Below are 16710 nucleotides of genomic sequence, written 5' to 3'. Positions count from 1 at the left end.
AAGCCGGTTCCATGGGGGCCCTGGCATGAGCCCTACACCCGACGCCATCGCCGTCGCCCCGGCGGCGATGGCACGCACCAGCGCCTTCGACCGCGACCGCTGGTTGACCGGCGCCGCCGTGGGGCTGGTGGTGGCGCTGCTGGTGGTGATCGTCGCGCTGCCTGTCGGCGCACTGGTCGGCCAGAGCTTCTTCGACCGCTCGGGAGCCTTCGTCGGCTTGGCGAACTTCGCGCGCTACCTCGACAATCCCGCACTCGTGCAGTCGGCCTTCAACAGTCTCTGGCTGGCGGCGATCAGCGCGGTCCTCTGCACCGCCATCGCCTACGTCTACGCCTACGGCCTCACGCTGTCGTGCATGCCGGCCAAGGGCCTGCTGCGCGCGGTGGCGCTGGTGCCGCTGCTCGCGCCTTCGCTGCTGCCGGCCATCAGCCTGGTCTACCTGTTCGGCAACCAGGGCCTGTTCAAGGGGCTGCTGGGGGACATGTCGATCTACGGCCCGCTGGGCATCGTGCTGGGCTCGGTGTTCTGGACGCTGCCGCATGCACTGCTGATCCTCACCACCGCCATGGCCACCTCCGACGGCCGGCTCTACGAGGCGGCGCAGACCATGGGTGCCTCGCGCTGGCGCATCTTCCGCACGGTCACGTTGCCGGCTTCGCGCTATGGCCTGATCGTGGCCGCGATGGTGGTGTTCGTGCTGGTCATCACCGACTTCGGCGTGCCCAAGGTGGTGGGCGGCCAGACCGGCGTGCTCGCCACCGACATCTACAAGCAGGTGGTGGGCCAGCAGAACTTCCAGATGGGCGCGGTGGTCGGGCTGGTGCTGCTGATCCCGGCGGTGCTGTCCTTCCTGGTCGAGCGCCGCGTGCGCAGCCGGCAGGCCGCGGCGCTGTCGGCGCGCGCGACGCCCCACCAGCCCGAACCCGTGCGCGCGCGCGACCGCGCGCTGCTGGCCTTCTGCGTGCTCACGGCGCTCGCGATCCTGGTGATGATCGGCATGGCCGTGTTCGCCTCGCTGGCCAGCTACTGGCCCTACAAGCTCACGCCCTCGCTGAAGAACTACGACTTCAGCAACATGGATGGCGGCGGCTGGGGCAGCTACTTCAACTCGCTGCGCCTGGCCGTGTGCGCGGCGGTGGCGGGCGCGCTGCTCACCTTCGTCTCGGCCTACCTGGTCGAGAAGCCGCGCCACTTCGGCCTGTTGCGCGAACTGCTCAACCTGCTGGCCAACCTGCCGCTGGCGGTGCCGGGGCTGGTGCTGGGCGTGGGCTACATCTTCTTCTTCATCTCGCCCTCGAATCCGCTGCGCGCCATCTACGGCAGCATGACCATCCTGGTGGTGTGCACGGTCGCGCACTTCTTCTCGGTGGCGCACCTGACCTCGCTCACCGCGCTGCGCCAACTCGACCGCGAGTACGAGCGGGTGTCGGAGTCGATGGGCGTGCCCTTCTGGCGCACGCTGTGGCGGGTGCACCTGCCGGTGGCGCTGCCCACGGTGCTCAACGTGGGCGGCTACTTCTTCGTCAACGCGATGACCACCGTGTCGGCCGTCGTGTTCCTCTATTCGCCGCAGACCACGCTGGCGGCCATCGCCGTGCTCAACATGGACGATGCCGGCGACGTCGCGCCCGCCGCGGCCATGGCCTCGCTGATCATGCTCACCGCGGCCATCGGCCGTGGGCTGTTCGCGTTGGCCGGACATGGGGCGCTGCAACGGACCCAGCGCTGGCGACACCGCTGAGGCCCGGCGCCCGGCGCGGGCCGGCATGGCCTGTCGGCGAGCCTTCCCGCCCACGCCTTCGCGCTGTGCCGGCGCGTGGGCGCCGTGCGTGAAGCCCGCAGCGGGTGTCCGCCGCGGCCCGGGCCTCAGATGTTGGTGCTCGAGGGAATGCGGCTCGGCAGCAGGTGCTCGTAAGGACGCGACCGCGCCGCGTTGCGCTGGCGGATGGTGCCTTCGATGCCGACGAGCGCGCGGCGGAAGCGCTCCAGCGGCCCGCCGGGGCCTGCGATGGCGGGGTCGATCAACACCGGCAGGTGCGGGAAGGCGTTGTCCTTGTACTCGCCGAGCATCCGGTAGTACACGCCCCCGAGCACGTGGAACAGCAGGATCTGCTCCTGCGCCGCGAGCCGTGAAGGCAGCCTCTGCGACCAGCCGGCTTCGGTCTGGCCCGTGCGCGAGACGGGGGCCGGTGTGCCGGACGTGCCCGCGCTGAAGGGCGCGTAGCTCATCACCGAATACTGCGGGAAGTTCACGGCCGCGTGCTGCGCGCTGGTGTTGAACAGGATCGCCGTCAGAACGTCGACCAGTTGCGCGCGCGTGGTGATCGGCCGGAAGCCGTGCACCTTGCCGTGGGTCGCGAGTTCGGTGGCCCAGGCCTTGAGCTCGTAGTCCTGGGTCACGTCGCCGTCGCTCAGGTAGTAGGTCGCGACGTAGTCGCCGACCCATTGCGCGATCGCCTTCCACACCAGCAACGCGTCGTCGCGGTAGGGGTAGTCGGGCAGGGCCGCCGTGTCGTCGACGCCGCGCGTGCGCAGGTCGTTGGGCAGCATCATGCGGTCATAGAAGTCGTAGGCCAGCCGGTCGCGGCCGCATTCGCGCTGCAGCGTCTCGATGGGTGCGGTGAGGATCACGTCGCCGGTGGTCAGCGGTGCCATGATCAGCAGCGTGGCGGCTTCGTTGATGAACATCGTGCCCTCGAGGTGCGGCGACAGCAGCCGGCTCAGCGGATGTGCGGTGGGCAACTGGCGCTGCGTGGCCATCGCGAAGGCCTCGGACATCAGGTGCGTGCGTCCCAGGTGCACGAACATCTCGTGGTAGTTGAAGTCGGCCACCTGCACCACGGTCTTGGCCGATTGCCAGGCCCAGTAGGCCTCGGTGTCGGCCGGGTCGTCGACGCGCAGGAAGATCGGGCTGCGCGTCGCGTCCTGCCCGCACTGGATCGCGACCGGCACCAGCGAGCGGCCGGTCTTGGGGCGCGCGAACAGCGCGATGGGTGCCGCGGCATAGCCCGTGCCCGTGAGCGGCTTGCTCGTCGGTCCCTGCGGCGCCATGTCGCCCAGGTCCTGGTAGTCGAGCAGGTACAGCCGGCCCGCGACTGCGGCATCGGCGAGGCTGTCGTTGGCGCCCATCACCTGACGGTACTGCGCGTCGCTCAAAGGGAACTTGGTGGGCAGCGTCGCGGCCCGCTGGATCAGCATCGGATTCGGCCCGGCCACGCGCATGGCGGCGAACAGCTCGTTGTCATGCAGCAGCTGCGCGATCGCCGGCTTCTCGATGGTCACGAAGAGCGCGTCGTACTGCGCCACGGTCTTCGGTCCGCTCAACGCGTTCAGCGGGCCTTGCGACAGCAACTGCTGGTGGATCTGCCGCAGTTGCGTGCCGATGTCGCCTGCGGTGCCGACCAGGCCCGCGAGCAGGGCCAGCGCCGTCGCGGGCAAGGTGAGCAGGCCGCCGTTCGCGGCCAGCAGCTGGTCGAAGGCCGCCTGCAGGCTCGCGAGGCGCGTGCGCAGGTTGTCGAGCGCCTGCAGGCTGCCCGGGGCCTGTGCGCTGGTGACGAAGGAGGCCGCGAAGTTGGTCACGGCCTCGAGCGCCTTGGTGAGCGTCTTGAGCTGGTGCTCGAGGGCGGGCAGCTCGCCCGGCGGCACCACCGCGCCCATCGGCACGCCGGCGAGGTTGACGTGCGATTCGGTCCACACATAGGTGGCCTGGCGTCCGGCCAGCTCGAGCCGCCGCGCCGCGGCGCTGAGCGGATCCAGCTTCTGCGGCAGCCGGGGCTGAAGTACGGGGATGGCCGCCGTCGCGGTGGATGCCTGCCCTGCGAGCAGGCCGAGGCCGCCCATCGAGGCGGACCATTTGAGAATCTCTCTGCGCTTCATCGTTGAACTCCCTGACGTTGTGATCTCGGGAGCGCTCGAAGAGGTGACAGCCAGATCGAACGCTCGTTCCATTCGGCTGCGGATTCTGTGGAGGGGCCTTGGCGTTGGCAACGCCGGTCTTCGCCTGCGAGGCGAATGCGAGGAAAAATGCCGCCCTGCGATCGGTTTTTCCTCGACGGGCGAAAGCCGAACGAAAGCCGCGCGGCCGATCGCCGCCTCAGCGGCCCGCGCTGTGCGGATGCCGTGCGCTTTCGTACAGCGCCTGTGCCAGCGCGCGATGCCGGGCGAGCAGGGGTGCGAGCTCGAGGCCGGTGAAGCGCCCGTCGCGGATGCGCACCTGACCGTCGATCACGCTCAACGCGGTCGAGGCCGGCGTGCAGAACACCAGCGCCGCCACCGGGTCGTGGCCGGCACCCGCATGCGCCACGCCGCGCAGGTCGAAGGCCACGAGGTCGGCCGACATGCCGGGCGCGAGCGCGCCGATGTCATCGCGGCCCAGCACCTTTGCGCCGCCCAGCGTCGCGATCTCGAGCGCCTCGCGCGCCGTCATCGCGGCCGGGCCGTGGCCCACGCGCTGCAACAGCAGCGCCTGCCGGGCCTCGCCCAGCATGTGGGCACCGTCGTTCGATGCGCTGCCGTCCACGCCCAGCCCCACGGGCACGCCGGCGCGGCGCATCGCGCCGATGGGCGCGATGCCCGAGCCGAGCCGCATGTTGGAGCAGGGGCAATGCGCCACGCCGGTGCCGGTGCGGCCGAACAGCGCGATGCCCGCCGGATCGAGCTTGACGCAGTGCGCATGCCAGACGTCGCGGCCGACCCAGCCCAGGTCTTCGGCGTATTCGGCCGGCGTCATGCCGAACTTCTCGCGCGAATAGGCGACGTCGTTGTCGTTCTCGGCGAGGTGGGTATGCAGCGACACGCCGCGCGTGCGCGCCAGCACCGCCGACTCGCGCATCAGGTCGCGCGAGACCGAGAACGGCGAGCAGGGCGCGAGCACGATGCGGCGCATGCTGTGGCGCGAGGCGTCGTGCCAGCGGTCGATCAGGCGTTCGCTGTCGGCCAGGATCGCGGCCTCGCTCTCCACCACCGCATCGGGCGGCAGGCCGCCCTGGCTGCGGCCCACGCTCATGCTGCCGCGCGCCGCGTGGAAACGCATGCCCATCGCGTCTGCCGCCTCGATCGAGTCGTCGAGCCGCGCGCCATTGGGGAACAGGTAGAGGTGGTCGCTGGTGGTGGTGCAGCCCGACAGCATCAGCTCGGCCATCGCGGTCTGTGTCGACACGCGCACCATCTCCGGCGTGAGGCCGGCCCAGAGCAGGTAGAGGTTGGTGAGCCAGCCGAAGAGCTCGGCGTCCTGCGCGGCCGGCACGGCGCGCGTCAGGCTCTGGTACATGTGGTGGTGGGTGTTGACCAGGCCCGGCATCAGCACGTGGCCGTGCAGGTCGATGGCCTCGGCCCGGCCGTTTCGCAACGCGTCCAGGTACACGGCGGGCAGATCGGCCGTGGGGCCCACCCAGGCCACCGCGGGGCCATCGCACACCACGGCGCCGTCGGCGATTTCACGCCGCGCGGCGTCCATGGTGACCAGAACGTCGGCATGTCGAAGGATCAGCATGCCGGCATTCTGCCGCCGCTCAGCGTTCGGACAAGCCCATCGCCGGATCGCTCACCGTGTGCTTGCCGGTTTCCACGCGGCCGGCGAAGCGGCGGTAGTAGGCCGGGTCGGCATCGCAAGTGACCGCGAAGTCGTACCACTGGCCGCTGGCCGCGAGCTCCCAGTGCTGGTCCACGCTGGCGCCACCGGCCACCTCCGCGGTCCAGGGGCCGTCGGTGCGGTAGGCCTTCGGGACGAGGGTGAAGCGGCAGGCGGTCTTGCCGTCGTTGCGCATGCTCAGGTAGACGTTGCCGTTGGCGATGTCGTAGCACACCCGCACCTCGGGGTTGGCGGCACCGCCCGCGCGCAGCGTGTTGAGGTTGCCCTTGAAGTGGCGATGGAAGCCGTTCGGGCCGAGCACCCAGAGGTCGTAGGCGCCGGCGTTGTCGCTCATCGCGCTCCAGGCGTCGTCGAGCGTCTTGCCGGCTTCGACCATGTAGCGGCGCGGCAGGCGGTCGAGGTTGAGCTTGTCGTAGACATGGAACACTGCAGCGGCCTTGCCGCTGTTGGCGAACAGCAGCTGCACCCTGCCGCTGAGGGCATCGGTCCTGGCGCTCGCATGCAGCTCGTAGGGCAGTGCGCGCGAAGGGCGGGTGCCGGTGGGCTGGCGCGGCAGCTGCGGATCGAGCGGCAGCGGCACCTGGGGCAGCTTGCCCTGGTCGGTGCGCAACTGGTCGGCCTGGTCCCGGCTCAGGCGCCCGCCGAGCGTCGGCAGCGTTTCGGTGTTGGGCGTGGCGAAGTTGAAGGCGCTCGTGAGGTCGCCGCACACCGCGCGCCGGAAGGGCGAGATGTTCGGCTCCTTGACGCCGAAGCGGGCCTCGATGAAGCGCAGCACCGAGGTGTGGTCGAAGGCCTGCGAGTTGACCCAGCCGCCGCGGCTCCAGGGCGAGATCACGTACATCGGCACGCGCGGGCCGGGGCCGAAGACGCGGCTGTCGGTCGGGGGCTGCGAGCTGCTGCCCGCGGGCGGCGGCTGTGTGAAGTACTCGTGCGCCAGGTCGGCATCGGCCAGCGTGGTCTTGCCGGCCGGCTTCTTGTTGGCGTCGAGCGAGGGTGCCGAAGGCGAAGGCACGTGGTCGAAGAAACCGTCGTTCTCGTCGAAGTTGACCAGCAGCACGGTCTTGCTCCAGACCTCGGGCGCGGCGGTCAGGGCGTCCAGGATCTCCTGGATGAACCAGGCGCCCTGCACCGGGCTGGAAGGGCCTGGATGCTCGCAGTAGGCCGAGGGCGCACTGATCCAGCTCACCTGCGGCAGGCGGCCCGCCAGCACGTCCTTGCGGAAGGCGTCGAGGTACTCCTCGGGCTTGGTGCCCGGCAGGGTGTTGGCGATGCCCTTGTAGAGCGGGTTGCCGGGGTTGTCGCTGGCCGCGTCGTAGGCGTGGTAGGGCACGGCCTGGCCGGGGTTGGAATACGGCGCGCCGGGGCCGCCGCCGCTGGAGACCGGGAAGGCCGAGGCGCGGTTGGCGCGGCGGAACTGGCGGAAGGCGCCGAGCATGTTGTCGCCCCATTCGTCGGGCATGTTCTGGTAGCAGATCCAGTTGACGCCCGCATCTTCGAGCCGCTCGGCATAGGTCTTCCACGTATAGCCGGTGTTCACCGCGGACGCGCGCCCGTCCAGCCAGTCCCATTCGTTGTTGACGTAGGCCACGCCCTGGGCGGTCGGGCCGTTGGTGCCGGTGAGATGGAAGGAGCGGTTGGCATCGGTGCCGGTGTGCATCGCGGCGTGGTAGCTGTCGCACAGCGTGAAGGCGTTGGCCAGCGAGAACTGGAACGGCACTTCCGCTTCCTTGAAGTAGCCCATGGATGCATCGTGCTTGTAGCGCGGCCATTGAGAGAGGCGGCCGCCGTCCCAGGCGTTCTGGCTGTCGTCCCATTCATGCGGTGTACCGTCCACGCGCTGCGCGTTGCCCTTGGACTGGTCGAGGTGGTAGGGCATCACGAGCCGGCCGTTGCCGTCGGCCTGCTGCCACACGTTGCGCCCGCCGGGCAGCGGCACGGTGAAGCGGTCGCCGAAGCCGCGCACGCCCGGCAGCGTGCCGAAGTAGTTGTCGAAGGAGCGGTTCTCCTGCATCAGGATCACGATGTGCTCGACGTCTTGAATCGTGCCGGTCTTGTTGTTGGCCGGGATCGCAAGCGCGCGCCGGATGCTGGGTGGGAAGGCGCTCAGCGAAAGCGCGGCCAGGCCGGTGGTGGCCGTGCCGGTGAGGAATTTGCGACGGGAGTTCATGGCTTGCTTCTTCGGATCGTTCATGGCGCGCAGCGCATCACGGGGGGCACGCCGGTGTCGGGTGCGGGCGGCGTGGTCGGGGTGGTGGGCGTCGTCGGCGGCGTGGGGGTCGGCGTGCCGTTGTCGCTGCTGCCGCCGCAGGCGGACAGCGCGCACGCCAGCACGAGCGCGGTCGCGAGACGCGCGCCAAGGGATGGAGTTCGCATGGGGTGGGATCCTCGGAATCGTTGTTGTCGGTGAGCGCTTCTCTGCGCGCGGGTGCGCCGGAACATGGGTGTGCATCGGGGGCTGCCAACAGGCGCCGCCGCATGCACCGGACACCGCGCGAGGCTAGGCAGCGGGCATGACCCCGCGATGAACGTTCCATGACATGGCGTGCATCGAGATCGCGCCCGAGGCGCCTCGGGGCGTGCAAAACCGCAGGGAAGAACGCGCGACCCAGCGTCGCGCGCGGCGCTCAGGGCTCGTTGCTGATGCCGCTGCTCACATGCCCGGCCGGCACATGGCGCGCGGCCGCATCGACGTGACCGGTCTGGTCGTCGAAGAAGAAGTCGGGCTCGAACTCGCGCAGGAACTCGCCCTTGGGCAGGCCGCCCAGGAACATCGCCTCGTCGACGCGGATGTTCCAGTTCATCAGCGTGCGGATCGCGCGCTCGTGCGCCGGCGCGCTGCGCGCCGTGACCAGCGCGGTGCGGATGCGCATCGAGGCGTTGCCGGCCATCTGCAGGCGATGCAGGGCCATCAGCAGCGGCTTGAACGGCCCCTCGGGCAGGGGCAGCTCGGCCTTGCTCGATTCGTGCAGCTGGAAGGCGTCGAGCCCTTCGGCCTGGAACACGCGCTCGGCCTCGTCGCTGAACAGCACGGCGTCGCCGTCGAAGGCGATGCGCACTTCGTTGGGGAAGGCGTCGCCGGCCTTGACCGACTCGACCAGCACGCGCGCCGCGGGAAAGCCGGCATGCAGCGCCTCGCGCACGTCCTGCGCGTTGACCGAGAGGAACAGGTGGGCCCGCAGCGCGCGCAGGTAGCCGAAAGGCGCGCGGCCCTGGGTGAACACGCCGCGCTGCAACGGCAGGCCCGCGGCCGTGCTGGAGCGGAAGATGCGCATGCCCGAGACCGGGTCGTTGCGCGAGAGGATCACCACCTCGACACGCTGCACGCCGTCGTCGTTGAAGCGCAGCAGCTTGCGGATCAGCGAGTAGGCGATGCCCGGCGCGGCCGGCTGGTCGATGCGCTCCAGCTGCAGCCGCATGTAGCCCTCGTTGTCGCCCGACTCGAAGATCCTGTTCTCTTCCTCGAGGTTGAACAGGGCACGCGAGGAGATCGCCACCACCAGCTTGTCGTCGAGGGTGGCGGCCATGGCGTCTACTTCACGAACTGGTTGAGCTGGATGATCGGCATCAGCACCGCGAGCACGATCAGCATCACGACCCCGCCCATGCCCACGATCAGCAACGGCTCGAGGATGGTGGCCAGGTGCATCGCGCGGCGCTGCACCTCGGCGCCGAGTTGGGTGGCGGCGCGCTGCAGCATCAGCGGCAGCGTGCCGGTCTGTTCGCCCAGCCGCGCGAACATCGAGACGATGCCGGGGAAGCGCTTCTTCTGCGCCAGGGCCGAGGCCAGCGGTGCGCCTTCGCGCACCAGCACCAGCGCATCGAGCGCGTCGGCGCGCATCGCGCGGTTGCCCAGCGTCTCGGCCGCGGCCTGCAGCGCGCGCAGGATCGGCACGCCGGCGGTCGTCAGCATGGCCAGCGTGCTGGCGAAGCGCGCCGCGTTGTAGCCGCGCGCCAGCTTGCCCACCAGCGGCAGGTTGAGCCAGGCGGCATCGAACTTTTCGCGGAAGGCCGGCCGCGCGAGCGCGGTGCGCACCGTGACCACACCGGCCGCGAGCACGATCAGCATGGCCCAGCCGTAGTTGCGCACGAAGGCGCTCAGGCCCAGCATCACCACGGTGAGAAAGGGCAGCGCGCGCTTGGTGCCGGCGAACACGTTGGCCACCTGCGGCACCACGTAGCTCACCAGGAAGATCACGATCACGATCGCCACCAGCGTGACGATGGCCGGGTAGAGCGCCGCGCCCACCAGCTTCTGCTGCAAGGCCTGGCGTTGTTCGAGGTCGTCGGCCAGGCGCTCGAGCACCAGGCCGAGGTTGCCGCTGTGTTCGCCGGCCCCGATGACCGCGGTGTAGATCGGCGAGAACTCGCGCGGATGCTGCGCCAGCGCGCGCGCGAAGGGCGAGCCGGCATTGACCTCGGCGCGCAGCGAGGCCACGAGGTTGCGCTGGTTCTCGCGCTCGGCCTCGTCGGTCAGCGCGGTGAGCGCGCGTTCCAGCGGCAGCCCGGAGGACACCAGGCCCGCGATCTGCCGCGTCCACACCGCCAGCTCGGTGGTGCTGAAGGCCCGGGCGCCGCCGAAGAGATTGCGCCAACCGCCCGATTCGCGCCGTTGCGCACTGGCGTCGCCGACGATCGTGACTTCGAGCGGAATGAGTTGCTGCGCGCGCAGCATGCCGCGCGCATTGCGCGCGGTGTCGGCCTCGAGCACGCCCTTGCGGGCGTTGCCCTGCGCGTCGATGGCTTCGAAGGAATAGGCGGGCACGTCAGTCTCGCGTCACGCGCAGCAGCTCGGCGCGCGAGGTGATGCCGGCCTGCACCAGCCGCTCGCCGTCGGCGCGCATCGAGCGCAGGCCGCCGCGTTCGGCTGCGGTGAAGATCTGGCTTTCGGGCGCACGGCTGTGGATCAGCGACTGCACGGCCTCGTCGGCCACCAGCAGTTCGAAGATGCCGGTGCGGCCCTGGTAGCCGGTCTGGCCGCAGGCGTCGCAGCCGACCGGCGCGGCCTCGCCGTTCTCCGCGCGCTGGGCGCAGGTCGGGCACAGCCGGCGCACCAGCCGCTGCGCGAGCACGCCCAGCAGCGAGGAGCTCAGCAGGAAGGGTTCGACGCCCATGTCGGTGAGCCGGGTGACGGCGCTGACCGCGTCGTTGGTGTGCAGCGTGGCGAGCACCAGATGGCCGGTGAGCGAGGCCTGGATGGCGATCTGCGCGGTCTCGAAGTCGCGGATTTCGCCGATCATGATCACGTCCGGGTCCTGCCGCAGGATCGCGCGCAGGGCCTTGGCGAAGGTCAGGTCGATCTTGGCATTGACCTGCGTCTGGCCGACACCGGCCAGCTCGTACTCGATCGGGTCCTCGACCGTCATGATGTTGCTGCGCGTGGCGTCGAGCCGCGCCAGCGCCGAGTACAGCGTGGTGGTCTTGCCCGAGCCGGTCGGGCCGGTCACGAGGATGATGCCGTGCGGTTGCGCGATCAGCGTCTCGAAGCGCGACAGCGTGTCGCCCAGCATGCCCACCGATTCGAGCGTGAGCTTGCTCTCGTTCTTGTCCAAGAGCCGCAGCACCGCGCGTTCGCCGTGCGCGCTGGGCAGCGTCGACACGCGCACGTCGACCGCGCGGGTGCCGATGCGCAGCGAGATGCGGCCGTCCTGCGGCAGGCGCTTCTCGGCGATGTCGAGGTCGGCCATGATCTTCAGCCGCGAAATCAGCGCGGCATGCAGCGCGCGGTTGGGCTTGACCACTTCGCGCAGCGTGCCGTCGATGCGAAAGCGCACCGACGACGTGCGCTCGTAGGGTTCGATGTGGATGTCGCTGGCGCCGTCGCGCGCGGCCTGGGTGAGCAGCGCGTTGAGCATCCGGATGATGGGCGCGTCGCCGGCCGATTCCAGCAAGTCCTCGACGGCCGGCAGCTCCTGCATCATGCGCGAGAGGTCGGCCTCGCCCTGGACTTCGCTGACCACCGTGGCGGCGTTCGATTCGCCGTTGGAGTAGGCGGCGCTGATGCGCTGCGCCAGTTGCTCGGTCGGCAGCGGCTCGAAGGTCTTGATCGGGAAGCGGCGTGCGACTTCGCCCAGCGCGCTGCGTGGCGGGTCGCTCGGCATCCAGAGCGTCAGGCTGCCGTCGTCGGCTTCTTCCAGAAGCAGCTGCTGGGCACGCGCGAAGGCGTAGGGGAGGGGGTAACGCATCGCCCGTCGGTGCTCAGGGCAGTTCGCGCGTGGTCGCGGGGTCGGCGGTCGGGGGCAGCGTGCCCTTGAGCGGCGTGTCCTTGGGCGCGACCCTGTTGTCGATCATCGGCGGCGGGATCAGGCGCGTGCCCTCGATGCGCCGGCTGCTGTCGTTCGAGTCGGGCGTCGGCTGCAGCAGCAGCTGGGGCAGCTGGGGCAGCACGGGCGCCTCGGTCACGCCGCGCAGCATCACGTTGTCGGTGGCCGGCTGCAGGTTCTGCTGCAGGGTGCGCAGCATGTCGTAGCGCTCGGTCGCGACCGCCTCGCCGCTGATGCTGTCGCGCAGCACCATCGGCCGCAGGAACACCATCAGGTTGGTCTTCTTGCGGCTGCGCGTCTCGCTCTTGAACAGGTTGCCGAGCACCGGGATGTCGCCCAGGCCGGGCACCTTCTCGTCGGCCCGCGCGTACTCGTCGGTCAGCAGGCCGCCGATGACGATGATGCTGCCGTCGTCCACCAGCACGCTCGATTCGATCGAGCGCTTGGAGGTGGTCGGTCCGTTGGTGTTGTTGGCGGTGCCCGCGACCACGCTCGACACTTCCTGGAAGATGGTCATCTTGACCGTGCCGTTCTCGCTGATCTGCGGCCGCACGCGCAGCGTCAGGCCGACGTCCTTGCGCTCGACGGTCTGGAACGGGCTGACGTTGGTGCTGCTGCTGCCGGTGTTGGTGTACTGGCCGGTCACGAAGGGCACGTTCTGGCCGATCACGATCTTGGCTTCCTCGTTGTCCAGCGTCAGCAGGTTGGGCGTCGAGAGCACGTTGCCTTCGCCGTTGCTCTGCAGGAAGCGCGCCACCAGGCCCAGCGCGTTCACGCCGTTGATCTTGGTGCCCAGGCCGATGTTGAAGCCGCTCGAGGGCTGCGAGGGCACGCCGCCGGCCGCTGTGGCGGCCGAGAGATTGAAGATGTTCTGGCCGCCGAGGCTGGAGTTGGTGCCGACCGCGCCGGTGGAGCCGATGGCGGTCTGCCACTGCACGCCGAACTCGGCCGCCTTGTCGGCGTTGACCTCGACGATCAGGCTTTCGACCATCACCTGCGCACGGCGGCTGTCGAGCTTGTCGATCACCGCGCGCAGCTGGCGGTACTGCGGCTCGGGCGCCGAGATGATCAGCGAGTTGGTCGAGGGGTCGGCCTGGATCTGGCCACCGGTCGAGGGCTGGTTGGCGTTGTTGAGCGGCGTGGTGGCCGCGGCGCTGGTGGTGCTGCCGCTCTGGCTGGTGTTGCCGGTCTGGCCCACGGTCTGCGGGTTGGTGGCGCTGCCCAGCGTGCCGGCCGCGCCGGAGTTGCCGCCGGTGCCGCGGGCATCGGTCGACATGGCGGCGCGCAGCGTGGTGGCGAGCCGCACCGCGTCGGCGTTCTTCAGGTACACCACGTAGATGTTGCCGGCCGCGCCGTTGCCGTTGTCGAAGGCCGGGCGGTCGAGCTTGTCGACCAGCGTGCGCACCAGCTGGACGCGGGCCGGATTGGCCGCGCGCAGGATCAGCGCGTTGCTGCGCGGGTCGGCCACCAGCGTGGTGCGGAAGGTGGCGTCGACCGTGCCGGGTGCGGCGCCCGCCGGGCCGGTGGCGCTGCCGCCTTCGATCAGCCGCGTGATCAGCGGCACCATGTCGGTGGCCACGGAATGGCGCAGTTGGATCACCTCGATGTCCGACGCGTTGGGCACGTCGAGCGAGGCCACGATGCGCGCCAGGCGCTGCATGTTCTCGGCGTAGTCGGTGATCACCAGCGAGTTGTTGCCGGGGTTCACGTTGATGGTGTTGTTCGGCGCGATCAGCGGGCGCAGCACCGGCAGCAGGTTGTTGGCCGCCTCGTAGTTGAGCTTGAAGACCTGGGTGACGATCTGGTTGCCGCTCATGCGGGCCGCGGCACCGGTGGAGCTGACCACGGTGCTGCTCTGCAGCTTGGCGTCGGCCTCGGGCACGATCTTGTAGAGCCCGTCGGCCTCGACGATCGCGAAGCCCTGCAGCCGCAGCGCCGCCGCGAACTGGTTGAAGGCCGCCGCTGGCGGGATGGCGCGGTCGGTCTGCAGGCTGATCGTGCCCTTGACGCGTGGATCGACCACCACGTCGCGACCGGTGATCACGGCCATGGTGCGTGCCACCGATTCGATCTCGGCACTGCTGAAGTTCAGCGTGATCGGCTCGCCGCGGCGCGGCGCATCCTGCGCGAAGGCCGCGGGAAGGCAGGCGGTCATCAGGACCTGTGCCGCGAGTGCGACAAGGCCGAGGCGCATGCCGTGAGAAGACAGATGCTTCATGGTCAACCCAGTGTGATGAGCGAGCGCGTGCCTTGGCGCCGCCCGATGATGTTCAACAAGTTCGAAAGCGCGTCTTCGCGGCCCGGGGCCGCACTGGCCTCGCCGTCGAAGCGCATGGCGGTGCCGCTCCAGCGGCCGCTGCCGCTGAGCACGAGGCTGCCTTCACGGGTGGTCAGCAGCAGGCTCGGCGCGGGGCCGCCTTCGACGGTCACGCGGTAGCTGCCCATGGGGCGCAGCGTCGAGAGACTCGACGAGATGTCGGTGGCGTCGAGCGTGGCCCGGCCCGCGAGGCCGAGTGCCCGGCCCTTGAATTCCATGGTGAAGGCCTGCGTCGACAGTTCGAGCATGCCTTCGGGCTTGAGCGTGTTCCAGGGCGCGCCGAAGCCGCTGAGCATGGCCGCAGGCCAGTTCGAGCGGCCGTCGCTCCAGGCGAGCAGCGCACCGCCGGCGCGAGGCCGGACCTGCAGGCGCAGCGGCTGCGGCGCACAGCAGGGCAGCGTGAAGGCGGCATTGACGGCACCCCAGCCCGGCCGCAGCGTCCAGCTCAGCGTGCCGGGCAGCGAGATCGATTCGGCGCCGCGTCCACCGCTGGAGAACACCACGCCGGCGTTGCCGTTCCAGACCGTGCCGCGTGCGTTGATCAACTGCAGCTGGTTGCCGCTGAGCTCGGCCAGTGCCGCGGCCAGCCAGCGTGCGGGTGCATAGAAGGCCAGCGTCGCGACCGCGCCCAGCAGCGCGCCGACGAGCGCCCAGCGCCAGCCGGCGGTGGGCGGCGCGAGAGAAGAGGAGCGGGGCGCCATGCGGAGCGGCCTCACTTCGCAGGCAGGTTCATGACCAGCGTGCCGTCCCAGCGCACCAGGGCATCTGCCGGTGCGGGGGCGGCCGTGGTGGGGCCGCGCGTCGCCGGCGCGGCGCCCGCCTGCGAGCGCGTCAGGTGCACTTCACGCGGCACTGCGCGGGCGTTGCCGCGCGCCTGGGCCAGCCATTGCGCCAGGCCGTCGGCCGAGGTGCCGCGCAGCGTGACCAGCACGCCTTCGCCGGCACCGGCGACCTGCATCTGCGCATTGGCGCCCAGGCTTTGCTGCACCGAGGATTCGATGGCGCGCAAGGCTTCGTCACGGCTGGCACGGGGCTGCGATTGCAGGGCCTTGGCCTGGATCTGCAGTGCGCTCATGCGCTGCAGCTGGGCGTCGAGTTCGGCATGCGCGGCCGGCGCGGTGGACAGCGTGCGCAGGGCCGGTGCCAGCGCCACCCACCAGAGCAGGGCCAGCAGCACCAGCGCGGCCATGCCCTGGACCAGGCGTTGCTCGCGCGGTGCCAGCGCCGGCCACCAGGCAGCCCAGCGGGCCTGCAGTTTGTCGATCCACGTGCTCATCGTTGGGCCTCCGCCTGCACCAGCAGCAGGTCGCCTTCGCTGCGCGCGCTGTAGCCGCGCGAGGCCAGCGTGGTCGACAAGGCATTGGTTTCAGACATGCCCAGCGCCAGGCCGCGCAGGCGCAGCTGACCGGCGCTGTAGTCGACGGCGGTGGGGATGCGGCCGGCCGGCAGGCTCGTGGCCAGCGCGCCCAGCATGGGCTCGAGATCGGCCGGCGAGACGCCGCCGGTGGCCTGCTGCAGCGTGGCCACCTCGCGGGCCATCTGCAGCTGCGGTTCGTAGACCGGGACCGACGGAAAGGTCTGGACCAGGATGGTGCGGATCGCGCTGCGTTTGGCATCGAGTGCCTGGCGTTCCTTCCAGGCCCAGGCGTTCACGCCGATGAGTTGTGCGGCCAGCAGCAGCAGCACGCCCCAGCGCGCGGCGCGCCACTGCGGGCCGCGCCACAGCGTCTGCACGATCGCGCCGAGCTTCTTGCTGGCGCGCGCGCGGCCGGTGGAGGCCAGGTCGAACTGGGCGAGGTCCCAGCCGGACTGCGCGGCCTGCAGCCAGCGCTCGCTCGGTTTGGTGATCGGCACACGGCGCGCGAGCAGGTCGTCGGCCCGTTCGGCCACGGCCGGCTCGGCCCATGCCAGCGTGTCTTCGGGCAGCGTGCCCAGGGCGGCCACGCCGGCGGGCGCGAGCGGCAGCGTGAGAACGCCTTGGCCGTCGCACAGCGTGAGCAGCGCGTTGTCGGGTTGACCGGTGGCGAACAGCTGTGCCGGGGCGCCCGCGGGTTGAGGCACGAACTCGGGGACGATGCGGTTGACGCGATGGCCCGAGCCTTCGAGCGCTTGCACCGCGCTGCGCAGCCAGGCCTTGTTGCAGGCCGCGACCCACACGGGTCTGCCGACGGCGGCATCGGGCTCGAGGGCGAAGTGCAGGTTCTCGGGCTCCTCGAGCAGCCGGTCTTCGAGCAGGCCGTTGAGCACGGCACGCAGTCGTGCGGTGCTGCTCAGGCTGCCCTGGGGCAGCGTGAGCTGGTGCCAGGACAGTCCCGCCGCGGGCAGTGCCAGCGTCAGCTCGTCGCTGGCGGGGAGCAAGGCCGGCAACGCGCTGCCCTCGCCCTGCAGCTTGCGCCCGTCGCTGGACCACGTCGCCCAGCCGTACTCGCCACCGGTGGGCGCGGGTGGAGGGGGAAGGGTGACGATGAGCAGGGGCATGGCGGTCGAAAAGGGGGCTATTGTAGGAGAGGGCTGACCGCTTTCGCTATGGAGTTCATAGCGAT

12 protein-coding genes are annotated in these 16710 nt (G+C 70.3%); 1 reads left to right on the top strand and 11 read right to left on the bottom strand.

Annotation, left to right across the window (positions count from 1 at the left end):
* The first annotated feature begins 25 nt into the window (after nt 1–25).
* Nucleotides 26–1741, top strand: coding sequence for a putative 2-aminoethylphosphonate ABC transporter permease subunit (locus K0H49_RS13685; protein ID WP_219212934.1), 1716 nt, complete (start codon nt 26–28; stop codon nt 1739–1741).
* Between the two features lie 125 nt (nt 1742–1866).
* Here the strand turns inward: K0H49_RS13685 and K0H49_RS13680 are convergent, their stop codons facing one another.
* The 11 genes from K0H49_RS13680 to gspL all read right to left on the bottom strand — a co-directional run bounded on the left by K0H49_RS13680 (nt 1867) and on the right by gspL (nt 16645).
* Nucleotides 1867–3876: a lipoxygenase family protein gene (locus K0H49_RS13680; protein ID WP_219212932.1), complete on the bottom strand. Its 2010-nt coding sequence runs from the start codon at nt 3874–3876 to the stop codon at nt 1867–1869.
* Between the two features lie 217 nt (nt 3877–4093).
* A complete protein-coding gene (locus tag K0H49_RS13675) occupies nt 4094–5491 on the bottom strand; it encodes an 8-oxoguanine deaminase (RefSeq protein ID WP_219212930.1) in 1398 nt (465 codons plus the stop codon).
* A 19-nt stretch (nt 5492–5510) separates the two neighbouring features.
* A complete protein-coding gene (locus tag K0H49_RS13670) occupies nt 5511–7757 on the bottom strand; it encodes a phosphocholine-specific phospholipase C (protein ID WP_219212928.1) in 2247 nt (748 codons plus the stop codon).
* A gap of 20 nt (nt 7758–7777) precedes the next feature.
* Nucleotides 7778–7963 carry a hypothetical protein gene (locus tag K0H49_RS13665; RefSeq protein ID WP_219212926.1) on the bottom strand — a complete coding sequence of 62 codons (186 nt, stop codon included), beginning with the start codon at nt 7961–7963 and terminating at the stop codon, nt 7778–7780.
* A gap of 251 nt (nt 7964–8214) precedes the next feature.
* Complete coding sequence (locus K0H49_RS13660; RefSeq protein WP_219212924.1) at nt 8215–9114, bottom strand: 5'-nucleotidase; 900 nt, start codon at nt 9112–9114, stop codon at nt 8215–8217.
* A gap of 5 nt (nt 9115–9119) precedes the next feature.
* Complete coding sequence (gene gspF / locus K0H49_RS13655; protein ID WP_219212922.1) at nt 9120–10352, bottom strand: type II secretion system inner membrane protein GspF; 1233 nt, start codon at nt 10350–10352, stop codon at nt 9120–9122.
* A gap of 1 nt (nt 10353) precedes the next feature.
* Nucleotides 10354–11772, bottom strand: coding sequence for a type II secretion system ATPase GspE (gene gspE / locus K0H49_RS13650; protein WP_219212921.1), 1419 nt, complete (start codon nt 11770–11772; stop codon nt 10354–10356).
* Nucleotides 11773–11785: 13 nt separating this feature from the next.
* On the bottom strand, nt 11786–14068 hold the full coding sequence (gene gspD / locus K0H49_RS13645; protein WP_219212920.1) for a type II secretion system secretin GspD: 2283 nt from the start codon (nt 14066–14068) through the stop codon (nt 11786–11788).
* Nucleotides 14069–14070: 2 nt separating this feature from the next.
* A complete protein-coding gene (gene gspN, locus K0H49_RS13640) occupies nt 14071–14868 on the bottom strand; it encodes a type II secretion system protein N (RefSeq protein ID WP_219212918.1) in 798 nt (265 codons plus the stop codon).
* Between the two features lie 11 nt (nt 14869–14879).
* Nucleotides 14880–15443 carry a type II secretion system protein GspM gene (gene gspM / locus K0H49_RS13635; protein ID WP_219212915.1) on the bottom strand — a complete coding sequence of 188 codons (564 nt, stop codon included), beginning with the start codon at nt 15441–15443 and terminating at the stop codon, nt 14880–14882.
* Nucleotides 15440–16645, bottom strand: a complete 1206-nt coding sequence (gspL, locus tag K0H49_RS13630) for a type II secretion system protein GspL (protein WP_219212913.1) — start codon at nt 16643–16645, stop codon at nt 15440–15442. The genes gspM and gspL overlap by 4 nt, the downstream gene beginning before the upstream one ends.
* Nucleotides 16646–16710: the final 65 nt, after the last annotated feature.

Origin of the sequence: Variovorax boronicumulans, from assembly GCF_019352895.1 — a bacterium.
Lineage (GTDB): Bacteria > Pseudomonadota > Gammaproteobacteria > Burkholderiales > Burkholderiaceae_C > Variovorax > Variovorax boronicumulans_A.
The sequence above is the reverse complement of the archived record's forward strand: the minus strand, read 5'-3'. Positions and strand labels throughout refer to the sequence as shown.

What these genes read in the sequence shown, in the direction of transcription:
- gspL (WP_219212913.1), bottom strand. Translation starts at nt 16,645, where the DNA reads ATGCCCCTGCTCATCGTCACCCTTCCCCCTCCACCCGCGCCCACCGGT.
- K0H49_RS13670 (WP_219212928.1), bottom strand. Translation starts at nt 7,757, where the DNA reads ATGAACTCCCGTCGCAAATTCCTCACCGGCACGGCCACCACCGGCCTG.
- gspD (WP_219212920.1), bottom strand. Translation starts at nt 14,068, where the DNA reads ATGAAGCATCTGTCTTCTCACGGCATGCGCCTCGGCCTTGTCGCACTC.
- K0H49_RS13665 (WP_219212926.1), bottom strand. Translation starts at nt 7,963, where the DNA reads ATGCGAACTCCATCCCTTGGCGCGCGTCTCGCGACCGCGCTCGTGCTG.
- gspE (WP_219212921.1), bottom strand. Translation starts at nt 11,772, where the DNA reads ATGCGTTACCCCCTCCCCTACGCCTTCGCGCGTGCCCAGCAGCTGCTT.
- K0H49_RS13660 (WP_219212924.1), bottom strand. Translation starts at nt 9,114, where the DNA reads ATGGCCGCCACCCTCGACGACAAGCTGGTGGTGGCGATCTCCTCGCGT.
- K0H49_RS13685 (WP_219212934.1), top strand. Translation starts at nt 26, where the DNA reads ATGAGCCCTACACCCGACGCCATCGCCGTCGCCCCGGCGGCGATGGCA.
- gspN (WP_219212918.1), bottom strand. Translation starts at nt 14,868, where the DNA reads ATGGCGCCCCGCTCCTCTTCTCTCGCGCCGCCCACCGCCGGCTGGCGC.
- K0H49_RS13680 (WP_219212932.1), bottom strand. Translation starts at nt 3,876, where the DNA reads ATGAAGCGCAGAGAGATTCTCAAATGGTCCGCCTCGATGGGCGGCCTC.
- K0H49_RS13675 (WP_219212930.1), bottom strand. Translation starts at nt 5,491, where the DNA reads ATGCTGATCCTTCGACATGCCGACGTTCTGGTCACCATGGACGCCGCG.
- gspM (WP_219212915.1), bottom strand. Translation starts at nt 15,443, where the DNA reads ATGAGCACGTGGATCGACAAACTGCAGGCCCGCTGGGCTGCCTGGTGG.